Below are 14,851 nucleotides of genomic sequence, written 5' to 3'. Positions count from 1 at the left end.
CTCACTGACTGAGGACATCCAGTGGCCAAGCGAATCGACGTCTCCGACCTCAACGTCTACTACGGCGACTTCAAGGCGGTCGAGGACGTGACCATGACCGTCGAGCCCCGCTCGGTGACCGCCTTCATCGGATCCTCGGGCTGCGGCAAGTCGACGTTCCTGCGCACTCTCAACCGCATGCACGAGGTGACCCCCGGTGCCCGCGTCAAGGGCAAGGTCATGCTCGACAACCTGGACGTCTACGACCCGTCCGTCGACCCGGTGGCCGTGCGGCGGGAGATCGGGATGGTCTTCCAGCGCGCCAACCCCTTCCCGACCATGTCGATCTACGACAACGTGATCGCCGGGGCCAAGCTGAACAGCCAGAGGCTGAGCAAGAGCCGGGCCGACGAGATCGTCGAGCGCTCGCTGCGCGACGCCAACCTGTGGGAAGAGGTCAAGGACCGGCTGAACAAGCCGGGCGCCGGCCTTTCCGGCGGGCAGCAGCAGCGCCTGTGCATCGCCCGCGCCACGGCCGTCGAGCCGGCGGTACTGCTGATGGACGAGCCCTGCTCGGCGCTGGACCCGATCTCCACGCTGGCGATCGAAGACCTGATCGCCAAGCTCAAGGAGAACTACACGATCGTCATCGTGACGCACAACATGCAGCAGGCGGCCCGCGTCAGCGACCGCACCGCCTTCTTCAACCTGGCCGGCACGGGCCAGCCGGGTCGGCTGATCGAGATGGACGACACCAACAAGATCTTCACCAAGCCCGACAAGAAGGAGACCGAGAACTACATCACGGGCCGGTTCGGCTGACCCGGACCGATCGGAGGAGCCGGCGGGCGCCGGCGGAGCGGGGGCTCCGCCGGCGCCCGCCCTCGTTGCCGGCCCGACGAGCCGGCCGGCACCGCCGAGCCGGCGAGCCGGGGTCGGGCGGGCCGCTGGTCAGGCGGGCAGCGCCGTACCGAGCACCACGTAGGCCACGACGGCGACGGCGGCGGCTCCGGGCACCGTCGCCAGCCAGACGGCGACGATGTTGCCCGCCACGCCCCACCGCACGGCCGACAGCCGGCGGGTGGCGCCCACGCCCACGATCGCCGAGGTGATCATGTGGGTGTTGGAGATGGGCACGTGCCAGATGAACGAGGTCGCGTAGGAGACCGCGGCTACGGTGCTCTCCGCGGCGAAGCCCCGCGGGGCGTCCAGTTTGATCACCCGCCGCCCCAGGGTGCGCATGATGCGCCAGCCGCCGGTGAGCGTGCCCAGCGCCATCGCGCCCGCGGCCGCGCACACGGTCCACATCGGGACGTCGTAGGTGTCCTGGTAGCCGGTGGAGATCAGGGCCAGGACCACCACCCCCATGGTCTTCTGCGCGTCCTGCAGACCGTGGCCGAGCGCCATGGCCGCCGCCGAGGCGCTTTGGGCGATCTTGAAGCCGCGCGTCAGGCGCTGCACGTTGGCGCGGCGGAACACCCACATGATCGCCACCATGGCGCAGAATCCCAGCAGCAGGCCGATCATCGGCGAGAGCACCATCGGAAGGGCGAAGCTGGCACCCGCCCCGCTCCAGCGCACGGCCGTGGGTGAGGCCAGCGCGGCGCCGATCATCCCGCCGACCAGGGCGTGCGAGGACGACGACGGCATCCCCCGGTACCAGGTGACCACGTTCCAGGTGATCGCGCCGATCAGCGCCGCGAGCAGCACGACGGGGCCCTCCGGCCCGTCGGGCCGGGTGATGATGTCGCGGCTGATGGTGCGGGCGACGCCCTCTCCGAGGAACGCGCCGATCACGTTCATGGACGCCGCCATGATCACGGCGGCGCGCGGGCCCAGGGTCCGGGTCGAGACGGCGGTGGCGAGGGCGTTGGGGGCGTCGTGGAAGCCGTTGGTGAAGGCGAACACCAGCGCGGAGAACAGCACCGCGCTCAGCATCGCGGTTTCGAGGGGCACGTCTGAACCAAGCGTTGCGGTCGGTCGGCGGGGTCAGGATTCCTTGACGGCGATGCTCTCGACCGTGTTGGCGACGTGCTCGAAGGCGTCGGCGGCCGTCTCCAGTTCCTCGATGACGTCCTTGAGCTTGAGCACGGTAAGGGCGTCGTACTCGCCGCTGAACAGCTTGGCGAGCAGGCGGCGGTAGATCTGGTCGGCCTGGTTCTCCAGCTGGTTGATCTCGATCCAGTAGCGGGTCAGGTCCTTCATCGTGCGCAGCCGGGGCATCGCCTCGGCGGTCAGTTCCGCGGCGCGCTCCAGCACCTCGATCTGGTCGATGATGCCCTTGGGGAGCCGGTCCAGGCCGTAGAGGCCGACCAGGTCGACTGCGGCGTCCATGGAGTCCATGACGTCGTCCAGCGACGAGGCCAACCGGTAGATGTCTTCGCGATCGAAAGGCGTGACGAAACTCTCGTTGAGCCTCCGCATGATCGCGTGGGTCCGATCGTCGCCGGCGTGCTCGCAAGCGCGCATCTTCTCGGCGATGGCATCGCGGTCGGCACCCTCGCTGATGAGTTCCACCAGCAGGCGCGCAGCGATGACGAGATTGTTCGCGGAGTCGGCGAACATCTCGAAGTAGCTGTCATCACGCGGGGTCAGGCGCAGACGCACATCAATCTCCCGAAGTGCGGTGATCGTCCTCAGGGATGCTACGGGCACTAATCCGACAAACTGGCCACGGCTGCGCTGCGGACGCGACCGTGCGACACCCCCGTACCGCGACCCGGGGGCGTTGGATCCCTTGTTCGGTTGGACCGCGTCAGCGGCTGCGGATGCCGACGTCGTAGAGCGTTCATCCTATCCTCGCCGCCTCGCGGCCCCGGCGCGGTGCCGGTTCGCCGCAGGCGGCCCGTGGTCGCGGACACGTCCGCACGGGCATCAAGCGGACGGGACGCGGACCGCACCGGGTGCGCACTCGCCGCCTCCGCTGCGCCACTGCTACGGCACGGCGTGTTCACACACGCGTCCGCGTTTCTTACCTCGCCCGACAGTTTCCCCTGGGCGGGGGCATTCGGCAAGCATTCGCGAACAATGCCCGTCCCTTCCCGCCCGGCGGACCCGCGTCCGGCGGACCCGTGCCCGCCGGGTCCCGGGTGCGGCGGGAGCGCCTATCCTCGGCGGCATGCCGGCCAAGCCCACCGCAGCCCAACGGCGCCGCGCCGCGCTCCGCGAGGCCCTCGACGCCCAGCTCGCCGCGCTGGGCGATCCGCCCTATTCCGGCCCCGACCGCCCTTCGCCCGTACTCGGCGCCTGCGCCGAGGCCGTCCTGCGCGCCCGCGACAGCGGCGCCGAACCCGTGCGGTCCGCCGTCAAGGCCGCGGTCCGCGGCACCCTGGCCGAACTCGCCGAGCGCGCCCCCGGCCACAGCCTGGAGGTGCGCGTGCCGCCCTACGGCGCGGTACAGGCCGTCGAAGGCCCGCGCCACACCCGCGGCACTCCGCCCGGCGTCGTCGAGACCGATCCGCTGACCTGGCTGGCCCTGGCGACGGGCGCCACATCGTGGCGGGAGGCGCTGGACTCCGGAGCCGCCACCGCCAGCGGCACCCGCGCCGACCTGGCCGGCCTGCTGCCGCTGCCGCCCGAGGGCCGCCCCGGTGGACACAGCTCCGGCGGTCAGCGACTAGGCTGAGAGGCGTGGCGCAACCCGACGGCCGGCTCACCACGGACCTCGACCCGCAAGAAAGCGCACCTCAGGACGCCTGCGGGGTATTCGGAGTCTGGGCTCCCGGCGAAGAAGTCAGCAAGCTCACCTACTTCGGCCTCTACGCACTGCAGCACCGCGGCCAGGAATCCGCGGGGATCGCGCTCAGCGACGGCGAGCGCATCGTCGTCTACAAGGACATGGGACTGGTGTCCCAGGTCTTCAACGAGGCCACCCTCGACTCACTGAACGGGCACTTGGCGATCGGCCATTGCCGCTACTCCACCACCGGCTCTCCGGTGTGGGAGAACGCACAGCCGACCTTCTACACCGCTCGCGAGGGCGGCCTGGCGCTGGGGCACAACGGCAACCTGATCAACACTCCCGAACTCGCCGCGATGCTGCCCGGCGACCGGCGCTCGGCCACCACCGACACCGAGGTGCTCACCGGCCTGCTGGCCGCCAACCCCGACCGCAGCACCGAGGAAGCGGCCATGGAGCTGCTGCCCCGGGTGCGCGGCGCCTTCTCGCTGACGTTCATGGACGAAGGCACCCTCTACGCCGCACGCGACCCCCAGGGAGTCCGCCCGTTCGTGCTGGGCCGCCTCGACAGCGGCTGGGCCGTGGCCAGCGAGACCGCGGCGCTGGACATCGTCGGCGCCACCTACGAACGCGAGATCGAACCCGGCGAGCTGATCACCGTCGACGAGCGCGGCGTGCGCTCGCGCCGCTTCGCCCCGGCCCAGCCCAAGGGCTGCGTGTTCGAATACGTCTACCTGGCCCGGCCCGACACCACGATCGCCGGCCGCAACGTCAACACCACCCGCGTCGAGGTGGGCCGCCGCCTGGCGAAACGCCACCCCGCAGAGGCCGACCTGGTCATCCCGGTTCCGGAATCGGGAACGCCCGCCGCGGTGGGCTACGCCGAAGGAAGCGGGATCCCCTTCGCTCAGGGCCTGGTGAAGAACTCCTACGTGGGCCGGACGTTCATCCAGCCCAGCCAGACCCTGCGGGAGCTCGGCATCCGGCTGAAGCTCAATCCGCTGCGCGAGGTCATCGCCGGGCAGCGGCTGGTCGTAGTCGACGACTCCATCGTTCGCGGCAACACCCAGCGGGCGCTGGTGCGCATGCTGCACGAAGCGGGCGCCGCCGAGGTGCACGTGCGCATCTCCAGTCCGCCGGTGATGTGGCCGTGCTACTACGGCGTCGACTTCGCCACCAAAACCGAGCTGCTGGCCGGCAATCTCTCCACCGAGGAGATCCGCGCCTCGATCGGCGCCGAATCGCTGGCTTTCGTCGAGCTGGACGAGCTCGTCGAGGCCACCGAGGTGCCGAAGAACCGGCTGTGCCGTGCCTGCTTCGACGGCGTCTACCCGATCGAGGTCGACGAGGACTCCCGCGGCAAGTACCTGTTGGAGGAGTCCCGCGGCGGCGCCGACGAACGGCCGTTGGCCGGCGGCAGGCGCTGACCCCCGTGTCCCGGGGCGCGGACCCGCCCGGACGGGTCCGCGCGCGCACGTGCCGCCCCACGAACGCAACGAGTTGAGAGGTTTCGCGTGGCAGAGGGTGCAGAGACGGCGTCGGCGTATGCGTCCGCCGGCGTCGACATCGCGGCCGGCGATCGCGCCGTAGCTCTGATGAAGGAGCACGTCGCGCGCGCCGGACGCCCCGAGGTCGTCTCCGACTCCAGCGGCTTCGCCGGACTGTTCCGGCTCGACGCCGCCAAGAAGTACCGTTCGCCGCTGCTGGCCGCCTCCACCGACGGGGTCGGCACGAAAGCGACGATCGCCCAGCGCTGCGACCGCCACGACACGCTCGGCCGGGACCTGGTCGGCATGGTCGTCGACGACCTGGTGGTCAGCGGGGCCGAGCCGCTGTTCATGACCGACTACATCGCCTGCGGCAAGGTGGTGCCCGAACGCATCGCCGATCTGGTGGCCGGCATCGCCGAGGGCTGCCGCCTGGCCGGGTGCGCGCTCGTCGGCGGCGAGACCGCCGAGCACCCCGGAACGATGCGCTCCGACGAGTACGACCTGGCCGGCGCCGGTACCGGGATCGTCGAGGAGGACGAGGTCCTGGGCCCGCACCGGGTCCGCACGGGCGACGCCGTCATCGCGATGGCGTCGTCGGGTCTGCACTCCAACGGCTATTCGCTGGTGCGCCGCATCATCGACGAGGCCGGGATGCGGCTGGACGCCCGCGTGCCCGAGCTCGGCGCCGAGCTGGGCGAGGAGCTGCTGCGGCCTACCCGGATCTACGCCGGGGACTGCCTGGCGCTGGCGGCCGAAACCGAGGTGCACGCCTTCTCCCACATCACCGGGGGCGGGCTGGCCGCCAACCTGGCGCGCTCGCTGCCCGAGGACCACGACGCCGTGGTGGACCGCTCCACGTGGACGCCGCCGGCGGTGTTCCCGTTCATCGCCGAGCGCGGCTCGGTTCCGCAGGCCGACATGGAGGCGGCGTTCAACATGGGCGTCGGAATGACCGCCGTCGTCCCGGCCGCTTCGGCGGAGGCCGCGCTGGCGGTGCTGGCCGAACGGGGCGTGCCCGCGTGGAAGGCGGGATCGGTCGTGGCCGGAACGGGGCAGGCGCGGCTTGAGGGAGCCCATACGTGAGCCGGACCGGCCGGTTCGCCGCCGGTCGCCGAGCGGCCGCGCACGTATCCGGTCCGCGCCACGGCGGTGGCGCGGACCGGATACGAGTGCACGTTATGCGTAGCAGCGGGCTTGGCGGCCCCGGTTCATGCGGAGATCACGGAATGTCCGATGCGGCGGTTCAGCGGAGGCTGTCGGACCGATCGGACTCGTCCTCGGTCGTTCTGCCGCCGCTCGGGTACTCCTCGGCGAGGTCCGCATAACGGTCGACCAGGTCGTCGTAAGGGTCTTCGTGGGGCTGGTCCGGCGAATCCGCCGTCGCCCCGTCATCCTCAGCGACACCCAGCTCTGCCCGCAGCTGATCGAGGTCGGTGTGGCCGGTGTTGTACTTCAGCCTCCGAGCGACCTTCTGCTGCTTGGCCTTGGCTCGGCCGCGCCCCATGGCTCGACCCCCTCAACGATTGGGTTCGGATAACCCCAGATCACTAGCAAAACCGCAATGCCGGGCTGACGGCCGTCACCGCACTGACGACAGGCGCCAGCTTACGTACGGATACAACCGTACCCGGTTTGGCCCCTACCTGCCTACGCCGCCCATGCCTAACAGGCCGCGTGCAACCGACGCGTGCGGGCGCGGACAGGCGACCGAGCGGCCCGGGCGTGTCGCCCGGCCGCCCGCGGGCCGCCGGAGCAGGTCCCGCGCACGGTCCGCGCGGGCGCTCACCCGGTCCAACACCCCGGCTTCGCGGTGTTGTTCCCGCCACACGGACGGGCATGCCGGGTGCGGCCATCTGTGCCAGGATGCCCTGCGTGCTGCCCTATACCGCCTATCTCCGCGTCTACCAGCCGCTCATCGCGTTCTCCAACCGCGAGAAGGCCTACTGGCGGGCCTACGCCGCGTCGTCGCGGCGGCCCCGGCGCAGCGGCGCGGTCGCGGCCGAGCACGCCGAGAGCCTGCGTCGCATGGTGGCCGCCCCGCCCGTCCCCGTGCCCGAGCGCGAGAGCGGGGACGCCTATGTGCGGCGCGTGGACGGCGAAGTCTACGTCTGTCCCTGGCAGACCCGGTTGCGGTCGTGGTTGGGATTCCGTGAGTTCAGAGCCGAAACCCCCGCGCGCCTCAGCCCCGCGTTCGTTCCCGAACCGATCGCGGAGGCCGCCGAAGCGGGGTTCGAACGCTGGCGCGAACGCGGCGAGCCGATGCGCACCCAGATCCTGACCAGTACGTGGACGGTGCCGCTCCCGTGGTTCGCGCCGTTCGACGCCGAGGAGCGCTGCCTGGTGCTGGGCGGCGGCCAGCAGCCGGCCGAGACCGCCGATCCCGCCGCCGAGCGGGGGGAGGCCGGCGGGTCCGCCGAGCGCAGCGGCCACCCGGCCGGGCGTGCGGGGTCGGCTCCGCGGACGCTGCTGTATGTCACCTCGATGCCCGAGGCCCGCCCCCGGCTGGAGCGCGCGGTCGCCCTGCTGCGGGAGCACGTCGGCGACGGGCCGGTGCTGTCGGCGGCCGAGCAGTTGCAGGACTGGCTGCTGGGGGTGGCCCACCCGCGCGCCCTGCTGGAGCTGGACTACGGCGGCCTGGTGCATCTGGTCGACGACGAACGGCTGCGCCAGGACCAGTCGGTGGCCGAGGTGGCTGCGGCGCTCACGGGTCTGGAGACGGGCCAGGAGGAGGTGGCGACGGCGATGTACCAGAGGGTCACCGGGCGCTGGAAGGCGCTCCGCGACCTGCGGCACGCCAACTGAGGGTCACGCCCGCACCAGGTGATCGCGAAGGTCTTTCACGTTCCGTTGGTCCGCCGCCACGCCGAGCGCCAACCTGGCGGCCAGGTTTCTCACGCAGCGCGGTCGTTATATCGCTCTTTGACAGGCGGATATGTCTGCACGAGATGCGCAGTTGATGTAAAAACCCCGAAACTGGGCATACCGCTCCATAGGTATCGGCATAGACTGTGTCGAGCCGGTCACCGAGTGCACCCTGCGTAACCGACGACCCAGGGCACACCGGGGATGTACGTGACACAGGGGAGGCACCGATGAGAGAAGACACGTACCTCACTCGTGCCGCCCGCACTCGTGAAAGACCTGGCCAGGACCCGGGCGGCGGTGCACCGCGAGAACCGCGGAGCGGGTTTCAGTCCGACCGTCCGTAGCACTTCCGGCCCACCGGATCGAGAAAAACAGGGCCGGAGAACGAAGTTTTGACCGAATACGCCACATGCCACTAAACGTGTCGCTAGAATCACTCAGCGTGACGCGGCCCATGGGCGCCTTTGGAGTCTCCCATCCGACAAAGTCGCGGTAAGTGGTCGCGTAATCACCTCGGGTGATGCCAATATAGACCTACGAGGGCAATATTGGACATCCGGGCCCAAGTGCCAGGATAAGGCTCAGGATCGGCACACAGATCCAGGAGGAGAGGCCGTACACATGTCAACTCGCACGCCCGAGGCGGAGCCCCTGTTGACCCCTGCCGAGGTCGCCACCATGTTCCGCGTGGACCCCAAGACCGTCACGCGCTGGGCGAAAGCGGGCAAACTGACCTCGATTCGGACCCTGGGTGGCCACCGCCGCTACCGCGAAACCGAGGTCCGCGCGCTGCTGGCCGGTATCCCCAGCCAACGCACGGAGTGATCTCCCCCGGCTTGTGCCGTATCCGGGGGGATCGACCGGGGAGTTCGCAACTCCCCCACCGCTGAGGGCGGGCCGCACGGCGGCCCGCCCTCTCGCTCGCGCGGGCCGCCTGCGTTCGGCTGCGCACGCATCGTCCCTGCTGCGGACGGGGGCAGCGTTGCCGCCGCATCGGCGCGGTCGGTATGTTCGCGGATGTAAGCGGCCGGGACGCCGGCTCCGACGACCGCCGGGACGCACCGCGCGGACGGACCGAGCGGCACCGCCGCACGCGGGCGGCGACGCGGCGCCCAGTGGCCGGGCCGGGGCGGCGCGGCTCGAATACGGAGGGAGGCCGACGTGAAGGACCTGCGCGCCGGCCCCACGGGTTTCCACGACGTGCGCGAGACCAATCTGGGCGTGGTGCTGCGGGCGGTACGCACGCTGGCGCCGTGCTCGCGGGCCGCAGTTGCGGCCGCGACCGGCCTGAACAAGACCACGGTCTCCAGCCTGGTCGCCGACCTCATCGCCCGCGGCCTGCTTCGCGAGACCGGCGAATCCGCCGAGCGCCGGGTCGGCCGCCCCGGCGTGATGCTCGCCCTCGACGAGCTCACCATCGCCGCGATCGGCGTGGAGGTCAACGTCGACTACCTGTCGGTCGTCGCCGTCGACCTCCTGGAACGCAGCCTGATCACCCGTCACATCGCCTTCGACGCCCGCTCGGCGGGGCCGGACGCGTGCGCGCACCGCATCGTCGAGGCCGTGCGGTCGGTGGCGGACGCACCCGCCCTGCGCCACCGCACCCTGATCGGCCTGAGCGTGGCCGTGCCCGGCCTGGTCGACTCACCCCGCGGCGTCGTCACCCGGGCTCCCAACCTCGCGTGGCGCGGAACGCCGCTGCGCAGCCGGCTCGAAGAGCTGATGGAGCCGGCGGGCCCGCCCCCCATGCCGGTCCTGGTCGACAACGACGCGAACCTCGGCGCTGTGGCCGAGTACCGCGGCGGCCACCTCGCCCGCACCGGCGACCTCGTCTACATCACCGGCGAGGTCGGAATCGGCGCGGGCGTGCTGATGAACGGCGAACTGCTGCGGGGATCGGCCGGATTCGCCGGCGAGATCGGGCACGTGCGCATGGTCGAGGACGGCCCGCCGTGCGGTTGCGGACGGCGCGGATGCCTGGAGGCGCTGGCCGGAATCGAGGCGATCCTGCGCGCAGCGCTCCCCGACCGCTTCCCCGCCGGCGCCCTCTCCCGAGCCGATCTCGCCGACCTGGTCGACTCGGCCGTCCAACGCGCGACCGCCCAGGACCCCGTCGCCGTGGACGCTCTGCACACGGCGGGTTCGTGGCTGGGGCGGGGTGCGGCCACACTCGTGAACCTGGTCAACCCGGGCGCGGTGGTCCTGGGCGGGTATTTCGTACCGCTGGCGCCGTGGCTGCTGCCCGCATGCCGGCCGGCGGTGCGCGAACTCTCCTTCGCCCCCGACGCGGGCGGCTGCGTCGTCGAGACCTCGGAGCTGGGGCTCAGCGCTGCGGCGCAGGGCGGCGCCGTGGCGATGGTCGACGCGATGGAGAGCGGCCGGCTGCCGCTGCCGCCGCCGCAGGCCGGCTCCGCCGACGAAGGGGCGTCCTGAAGAGCGGGCACGGTAGACGAACGGTGGAAGCCCCGCGCTCGTTTTCGGCTGTTCACCGTGCACGGCTCGATGCCCGGCAGTCGCTCAACCGACGACGTGGCCCTGGACGCGGTCGTCGCGCCGCTCCCACCGCAGGAAGCGCTCCGACTCGCCCATCAGCCCCGTGGCGAGCCAGACCGCCACACCGACGTCGTCGGCCAGGCCCAGGACCGGCACGAAGAGCTCGGGGACCAGGTCGATCGGCGAGGCGACATAGGCGACCGCCAGGATGTACACGAGCAGCCGGGGCACGCTCAGGTCGGCGTAGTCGCCGCGCAGGCGCGACACCAGCATGCGCGGAATCGCTGCGGCGCGCTCCCCCAATCCGGGCGCGCCCGGCCGGGCGCTGTGCTGCACGGCCTGCCATGCCGCCGCCCCGGCGGCGGCGCGGTTGCTCTTGCGCATCGGCTCCACCTCGATCGGTGCGTCTCGGCGGTCCGGCCCGCACGTCCGGAACATCGCCCTACTCACGATATGACGCATTACCGTAGGCGGAAGTTCCGCCGAGCGGCTACGTTGGTCCTCACCCCCTGCCACCCCCGGCGCTCCCGAGACAAGGACCCGCTGAACCCTCATGCGAACGAACACCGCCTCACCGGGGAGGATTCCGCGAATCGCCCCGCTCGCGGCGGCGGCCGTCCTCGCGCTGCCCGCCTGTTCGCCGGTCTCCGGAGGCGATGCACCCGACCCCTCCGCAGCTCCCGCCCCCTCCGGCGGATCCGACCCGGCCGGGGCGGACGAGCGCGGTTCCGGCGCCGACGCCGCGGAGGACTCCGCCCAGGGACCGCTCGCGGGCACGACCGTCGTCATCGACCCGGGCCACAACGGCGGCAACGCCGAGGCGTCCGGGGAGATCGGCGAGCTCGTCGACGCCGGGCACGGCCGCAAGTCCTGCGACACCGTCGGCGCCGAGACCGGTGACGGCTACACCGAGCACGCCTTCAACTGGGACCTGTCCGAGCGGCTGCGCGACATCCTGGAGGACGACGGCGCCGAGGTGGTGCTCACCCGCGAGGACGACACGGGGGTGGGGCCCTGCATCACCGAGCGCGCCGAGATCGGCAACGAGGCCGGCGCCGACGCCGCGATCTCCGTGCACGCCGACGGCGGACCGTCGAGCGGCCGCGGCTACCACATCATCCGCCCCGGTGAGCTGGACGGCTACACCGACGACATCGCCGAGCCCTCGCGGCGCCTGGCCCTGGACGTGCGCAACGGGTTCGAAGAGGGCACCGGCCAGCAGCGCGCCGACTACATCGCCGAGGACGGTCTGGACGAGCGCACCGACCTCGGCGGGCTGAACCTCTCCGACGTGCCGAAAGTGTTCCTGGAGGCCGGGAACATGAGCAACAGCGCCGACGCCGCCGACCTGGCCGATCCCGAGTGGCGGGAAACGGCTGCGGAATCCGTCGCCTCGGGGATCGGCACCTTCCTCCGACGGCAGCAGGAGGACTAGGCCCTGTTTAAAAAGCCCGGCTTGTCCTGCTTCTCCGGCATGTCGGGGGTGCACATAAGCGAGGTCTCCGGTATATGGGTCAACGACCAAGCAGCCCATATACACGGAGACCTCGGTGGCCAGGGTATCGATCGGAGGACGCAAAGACCTCACCGACAACCAGTGGCGTGTCCTGGAACCGCTGCTGCCCCGCAGCAGCCGCAGCGGGAGACCGGCCACGTGGACTCGCCGGCAACTGCTGGACGGCATCCGCTGGCGCACCCGCCTGGGTGCCCCCTGGCGCGACGTGCCCGAACGCTACGGCCACTGGCAATCGGTCTACCACCTGCTGCGGGCCTGGCAGCGCGCCGGGATCTGGGCGCTGATCGCGGCCAAGCTGCAGGCCTGGGCCGATGCGGCCGGGCTGGTGGAATGGACGGTCTCGGTCGATTCCACGACGTGCCGGGCCCACCCCCACGCCGCCGGCGCCCGCCGCACCCCCCAGGACCAGGTCGAGCCGCCCGGTCCCGAGCCCGCCGACCACGCGCTGGGACGCTCGCGCGGCGGGTGGGGCACCAAGCTCCACCTGGCCTGCGAGCAGGGCCGCAAGCCGCTGTCGGTGGTCGCGGGGGCCGGGCAGAGCGGCGACAGCCCGCAGTTTGCGCGGGTCCTCGGCGGGATCCGCATCGGCCGGTGCGGGCCGGGGCGCCCGCGCACCCGGCCCGACCGGGTGCTGGCCGACAAGGCCTACTCTTCGCGGGCCAACCGCGCCTACCTGCGGCGCAGGAAGATCCCCGCGACCATCGCCGAACCGGCCGACCAGCGGGCCCACCGCCGGGCGAAGGGGCCGGCGGGCGGCCGCCCGCCGGCCTTCGATGCCCGGGCCTATCGAGACCGCCACGCGGTGGAGTGCGGGATCGGGCGGCTCAAGCAGTTCCGCGCGGTGGCCACGCGCTACGACAAGCTCGCCCTGCGCTACGAGGCCACGGTCCAGGTCGCGGTGATCGACATCTGGCTGCGCGACCTCGCAACGACACCTTCTTAAACAGGGCCTAGCCGCCGCGGTCCTGACGCGGGCCGGACGGACGTGTGCCCGGTTCCGGACACCTCGACGGGTTCCGCGCCGCCGAACGATGCCCGATAATCGCACAATGACCGATTTATCCCCCGAATTCCCGGTCGGCCATCAGCGGGACGTGTCCGAACTTCGGCTCGAATTCGACGCGGTCCTGCGGGGCTACGACCGTGCCCAGGTCCTTACGCTGCTGGAGACGATGCAGCGCAGTATCGCCGATCCCGCCGCCGACGGCGCCGTCACACCCGCCCAGGCGCGCGAAAGGGCCGCGTTCGACGTCGTGCTGCGCGGCTACGACCGCGGCCACGTGCACACCGCCTTCGACCTCCTGCTGACCCGCCTGGCGGAGGTGCACGGCGAAGAGCCCGCCCCGCAGGCGCCGGAACCGGCGCTGCAGCCGCCGGAGCCCGCCTTCGACCGGGTGCTGCGCGGCTACCACGCGGCCGCCGCGGTGGAGCTGCTCGACGCGGGGACCGCGGAGCTGGAGGCGCTGCGCAGCGGCGAGAGCGACACGGATCGGGCCCGCGCCGCGGCCGCGCGCCTGCGCGAACGCCGCGGCGCACTGCCCAGGGCCCTGCGCGGCTACGACCGCGCCCAGGTCGACGCCGCCGTCGACGCCGTCTGCGCCGAGCTGGAAAGCGGGCCGGGGCCGGGGCCGGATTGAAAGCCGCCGAAGGCCGCCGTGCGCCGGCGGGCGCCGCACCGGTTCACGACGCTGACCGGGGTGCCTTCGCCCACCGCCCGCCGAAGAATCGGCACAATGTAGCCATGCCTCTGACACCCGGTGACATCCGTATACGAATGCGCTGATGGGGACATGCGAAAGGGCCGCCCGGAAGCTCCGGACGACCCCTCGTTCGCGGCGGCCAGTGACTAGTCGTAGCCCTCGTACCCACTGGTCCATATTGCGCCGTGCCTCTTATACCCGTGCTCCAGAACCGAGAGCGGGCTTGTTTCCCCTGCCGTGCTGCGCGGCGCGTCCAGCACCACAGTCAGCCTTGCGCAGACCCACAGCGCCGCGTCCCCGAAGGCGGGGAACGGCGGGCCGAGCACGTCACGGCCAGCGACCGTGACCACGGGGGTCCAGCGGTCCCCGGCCTCGTCGGCCAACACGCGGCCGAGCACCGGCCCGCCGACGGCGGAGACCACGGTGTACGCGGCCGGATCGCCTCCCGGGGTTCCGGCCGGGTCTTCGATATCGGGAGCCACGGGAATTCCTCCTTCCTTCACGGCCGGGGCCGCCTCGTCGGTGTCGGTGTAGTCACCGGGGCCGGAGCCGTAGTCGGGGCCAGCGGGGCCGCCGGGGCCGGGCCGTCCGGGCCCGCCTCGTCGCGGTCGTACAGGATCGCGTCCCCGCAGGAGCGCGGGCGGCCCGCAACCGTGCGATAGACCGTCAGGTCGCACATATGCGCCTCCGCGAGCGGTTGCGCACAGGCCGCGCATGCGTTGAGCACCATCACAAGCGCGCCGTGCGCGTGCCCGGGGTCGTTGGCGTATCCCTCCAAGACGAGGGTGGCGGAGGATGTGCATTCGCCATACCAGGTGAAATCGATCATCTCAGGCAACCCCGGTCCCGGCGGTTGCGGCGATATCGGCCGGCACCGCGACGTCCAGCCGAGAGCGGTCGACACGCTCCGCGCGCTGCGCTTCCCGCCGCGTGGGGGCCTCGTCCATGACGAGGTGACGCGGGGCAGCGTGGAGGCCCCGGGACGGGCGGACGAGGCGCATGCACGCGTGCAGAAAGCCAACTAGGATTCTCACTGGCAACCGGTCCTTTCGGTTGTCCGGCCCCGGGGCGACCACCATCGCCGCCGGGGCTCTGCTTTTGGTTGAGCTTCCCAGTGTAGCGCTACGTA

General features: G+C 71.6%; 16 protein-coding genes. 11 read left to right on the top strand and 5 right to left on the bottom strand.

Annotated features, from left to right (window positions below; genetic code table 11):
- Positions 1-21 precede the first annotated feature (21 nt).
- The gene (gene pstB / locus HNR25_RS14070) at positions 22-801 is read left to right on the top strand and encodes a phosphate ABC transporter ATP-binding protein PstB (protein ID WP_184635768.1); all 780 of its coding nucleotides are present in this window, start codon (positions 22-24) and stop codon (positions 799-801) included.
- Positions 802-930: 129 nt separating this feature from the next.
- Here pstB and HNR25_RS14065 read toward each other — a convergent pair whose 3' ends face one another.
- Positions 931-1,935: an inorganic phosphate transporter gene (locus HNR25_RS14065; protein ID WP_376767502.1), complete on the bottom strand. Its 1,005-nt coding sequence runs from the start codon at positions 1,933-1,935 to the stop codon at positions 931-933.
- 33 nt (positions 1,936-1,968) lie between these two features.
- Positions 1,969-2,586 carry a DUF47 domain-containing protein gene (locus HNR25_RS14060; RefSeq protein ID WP_184635766.1) on the bottom strand — a complete coding sequence of 206 codons (618 nt, stop codon included), beginning with the start codon at positions 2,584-2,586 and terminating at the stop codon, positions 1,969-1,971.
- Between the two features lie 511 nt (positions 2,587-3,097).
- Here HNR25_RS14060 and HNR25_RS14055 point away from each other — a divergent pair.
- The 3 genes from HNR25_RS14055 to purM all read left to right on the top strand — a co-directional run bounded on the left by HNR25_RS14055 (position 3,098) and on the right by purM (position 6,231).
- Complete coding sequence (locus tag HNR25_RS14055; RefSeq protein ID WP_184635764.1) at positions 3,098-3,604, top strand: sterol carrier family protein; 507 nt, start codon at positions 3,098-3,100, stop codon at positions 3,602-3,604.
- 5 nt (positions 3,605-3,609) lie between these two features.
- Positions 3,610-5,085, top strand: coding sequence for an amidophosphoribosyltransferase (gene purF / locus HNR25_RS14050; protein WP_184635762.1), 1,476 nt, complete (start codon positions 3,610-3,612; stop codon positions 5,083-5,085).
- A gap of 87 nt (positions 5,086-5,172) precedes the next feature.
- The gene (gene purM, locus HNR25_RS14045) at positions 5,173-6,231 is read left to right on the top strand and encodes a phosphoribosylformylglycinamidine cyclo-ligase (protein WP_184635760.1); all 1,059 of its coding nucleotides are present in this window, start codon (positions 5,173-5,175) and stop codon (positions 6,229-6,231) included.
- A 160-nt stretch (positions 6,232-6,391) separates the two neighbouring features.
- Here purM and HNR25_RS14040 read toward each other — a convergent pair whose 3' ends face one another.
- Positions 6,392-6,652: a DUF3073 domain-containing protein gene (locus HNR25_RS14040; protein WP_184635758.1), complete on the bottom strand. Its 261-nt coding sequence runs from the start codon at positions 6,650-6,652 to the stop codon at positions 6,392-6,394.
- A gap of 368 nt (positions 6,653-7,020) precedes the next feature.
- Between HNR25_RS14040 and HNR25_RS14035 the strand changes: the two genes are divergently transcribed.
- The 3 genes from HNR25_RS14035 to HNR25_RS14025 all read left to right on the top strand — a co-directional run bounded on the left by HNR25_RS14035 (position 7,021) and on the right by HNR25_RS14025 (position 10,446).
- Positions 7,021-7,950 carry a DUF8083 family protein gene (locus HNR25_RS14035; protein ID WP_184635756.1) on the top strand — a complete coding sequence of 310 codons (930 nt, stop codon included), beginning with the start codon at positions 7,021-7,023 and terminating at the stop codon, positions 7,948-7,950.
- A gap of 684 nt (positions 7,951-8,634) precedes the next feature.
- Positions 8,635-8,838: a developmental transcriptional regulator BldC gene (gene bldC / locus HNR25_RS14030; RefSeq protein WP_013155387.1), complete on the top strand. Its 204-nt coding sequence runs from the start codon at positions 8,635-8,637 to the stop codon at positions 8,836-8,838.
- Between the two features lie 336 nt (positions 8,839-9,174).
- Positions 9,175-10,446, top strand: a complete 1,272-nt coding sequence (locus tag HNR25_RS14025) for an ROK family protein (protein ID WP_312862540.1) — start codon at positions 9,175-9,177, stop codon at positions 10,444-10,446.
- A gap of 84 nt (positions 10,447-10,530) precedes the next feature.
- Here the strand turns inward: HNR25_RS14025 and HNR25_RS14020 are convergent, their stop codons facing one another.
- Complete coding sequence (locus HNR25_RS14020; protein ID WP_184635754.1) at positions 10,531-10,890, bottom strand: YkvA family protein; 360 nt, start codon at positions 10,888-10,890, stop codon at positions 10,531-10,533.
- 169 nt (positions 10,891-11,059) lie between these two features.
- Between HNR25_RS14020 and HNR25_RS14015 the strand changes: the two genes are divergently transcribed.
- The 3 genes from HNR25_RS14015 to HNR25_RS14005 all read left to right on the top strand — a co-directional run bounded on the left by HNR25_RS14015 (position 11,060) and on the right by HNR25_RS14005 (position 13,659).
- Positions 11,060-11,941 (top strand): N-acetylmuramoyl-L-alanine amidase, encoded by an 882-nt coding sequence (locus tag HNR25_RS14015; protein ID WP_184635753.1) that lies wholly within the window; start codon positions 11,060-11,062, stop codon positions 11,939-11,941.
- Positions 11,942-12,056: 115 nt separating this feature from the next.
- Positions 12,057-12,965 (top strand): IS5 family transposase, encoded by a 909-nt coding sequence (locus HNR25_RS14010; RefSeq protein ID WP_184635751.1) that lies wholly within the window; start codon positions 12,057-12,059, stop codon positions 12,963-12,965.
- 106 nt (positions 12,966-13,071) lie between these two features.
- Positions 13,072-13,659, top strand: a complete 588-nt coding sequence (locus HNR25_RS14005) for a hypothetical protein (protein ID WP_184635749.1) — start codon at positions 13,072-13,074, stop codon at positions 13,657-13,659.
- 209 nt (positions 13,660-13,868) lie between these two features.
- On the opposite strand, the gene HNR25_RS14000 is transcribed toward HNR25_RS14005, so the two are convergent.
- Complete coding sequence (locus HNR25_RS14000; RefSeq protein WP_184635747.1) at positions 13,869-14,204, bottom strand: hypothetical protein; 336 nt, start codon at positions 14,202-14,204, stop codon at positions 13,869-13,871.
- Positions 14,205-14,537: 333 nt separating this feature from the next.
- Here HNR25_RS14000 and HNR25_RS13995 point away from each other — a divergent pair, with 333 nt between their 5' ends.
- Complete coding sequence (locus HNR25_RS13995) at positions 14,538-14,747, top strand: hypothetical protein (RefSeq protein ID WP_184635744.1); 210 nt, start codon at positions 14,538-14,540, stop codon at positions 14,745-14,747.
- Positions 14,748-14,851 lie beyond the last annotated feature (104 nt).

Source organism: Streptomonospora salina, from assembly GCF_014204715.1.
Classification (GTDB): Bacteria; Actinomycetota; Actinomycetes; order Streptosporangiales; family Streptosporangiaceae; genus Streptomonospora; species Streptomonospora salina.
This window is presented reverse-complemented; position numbering and strand designations above follow the sequence as displayed.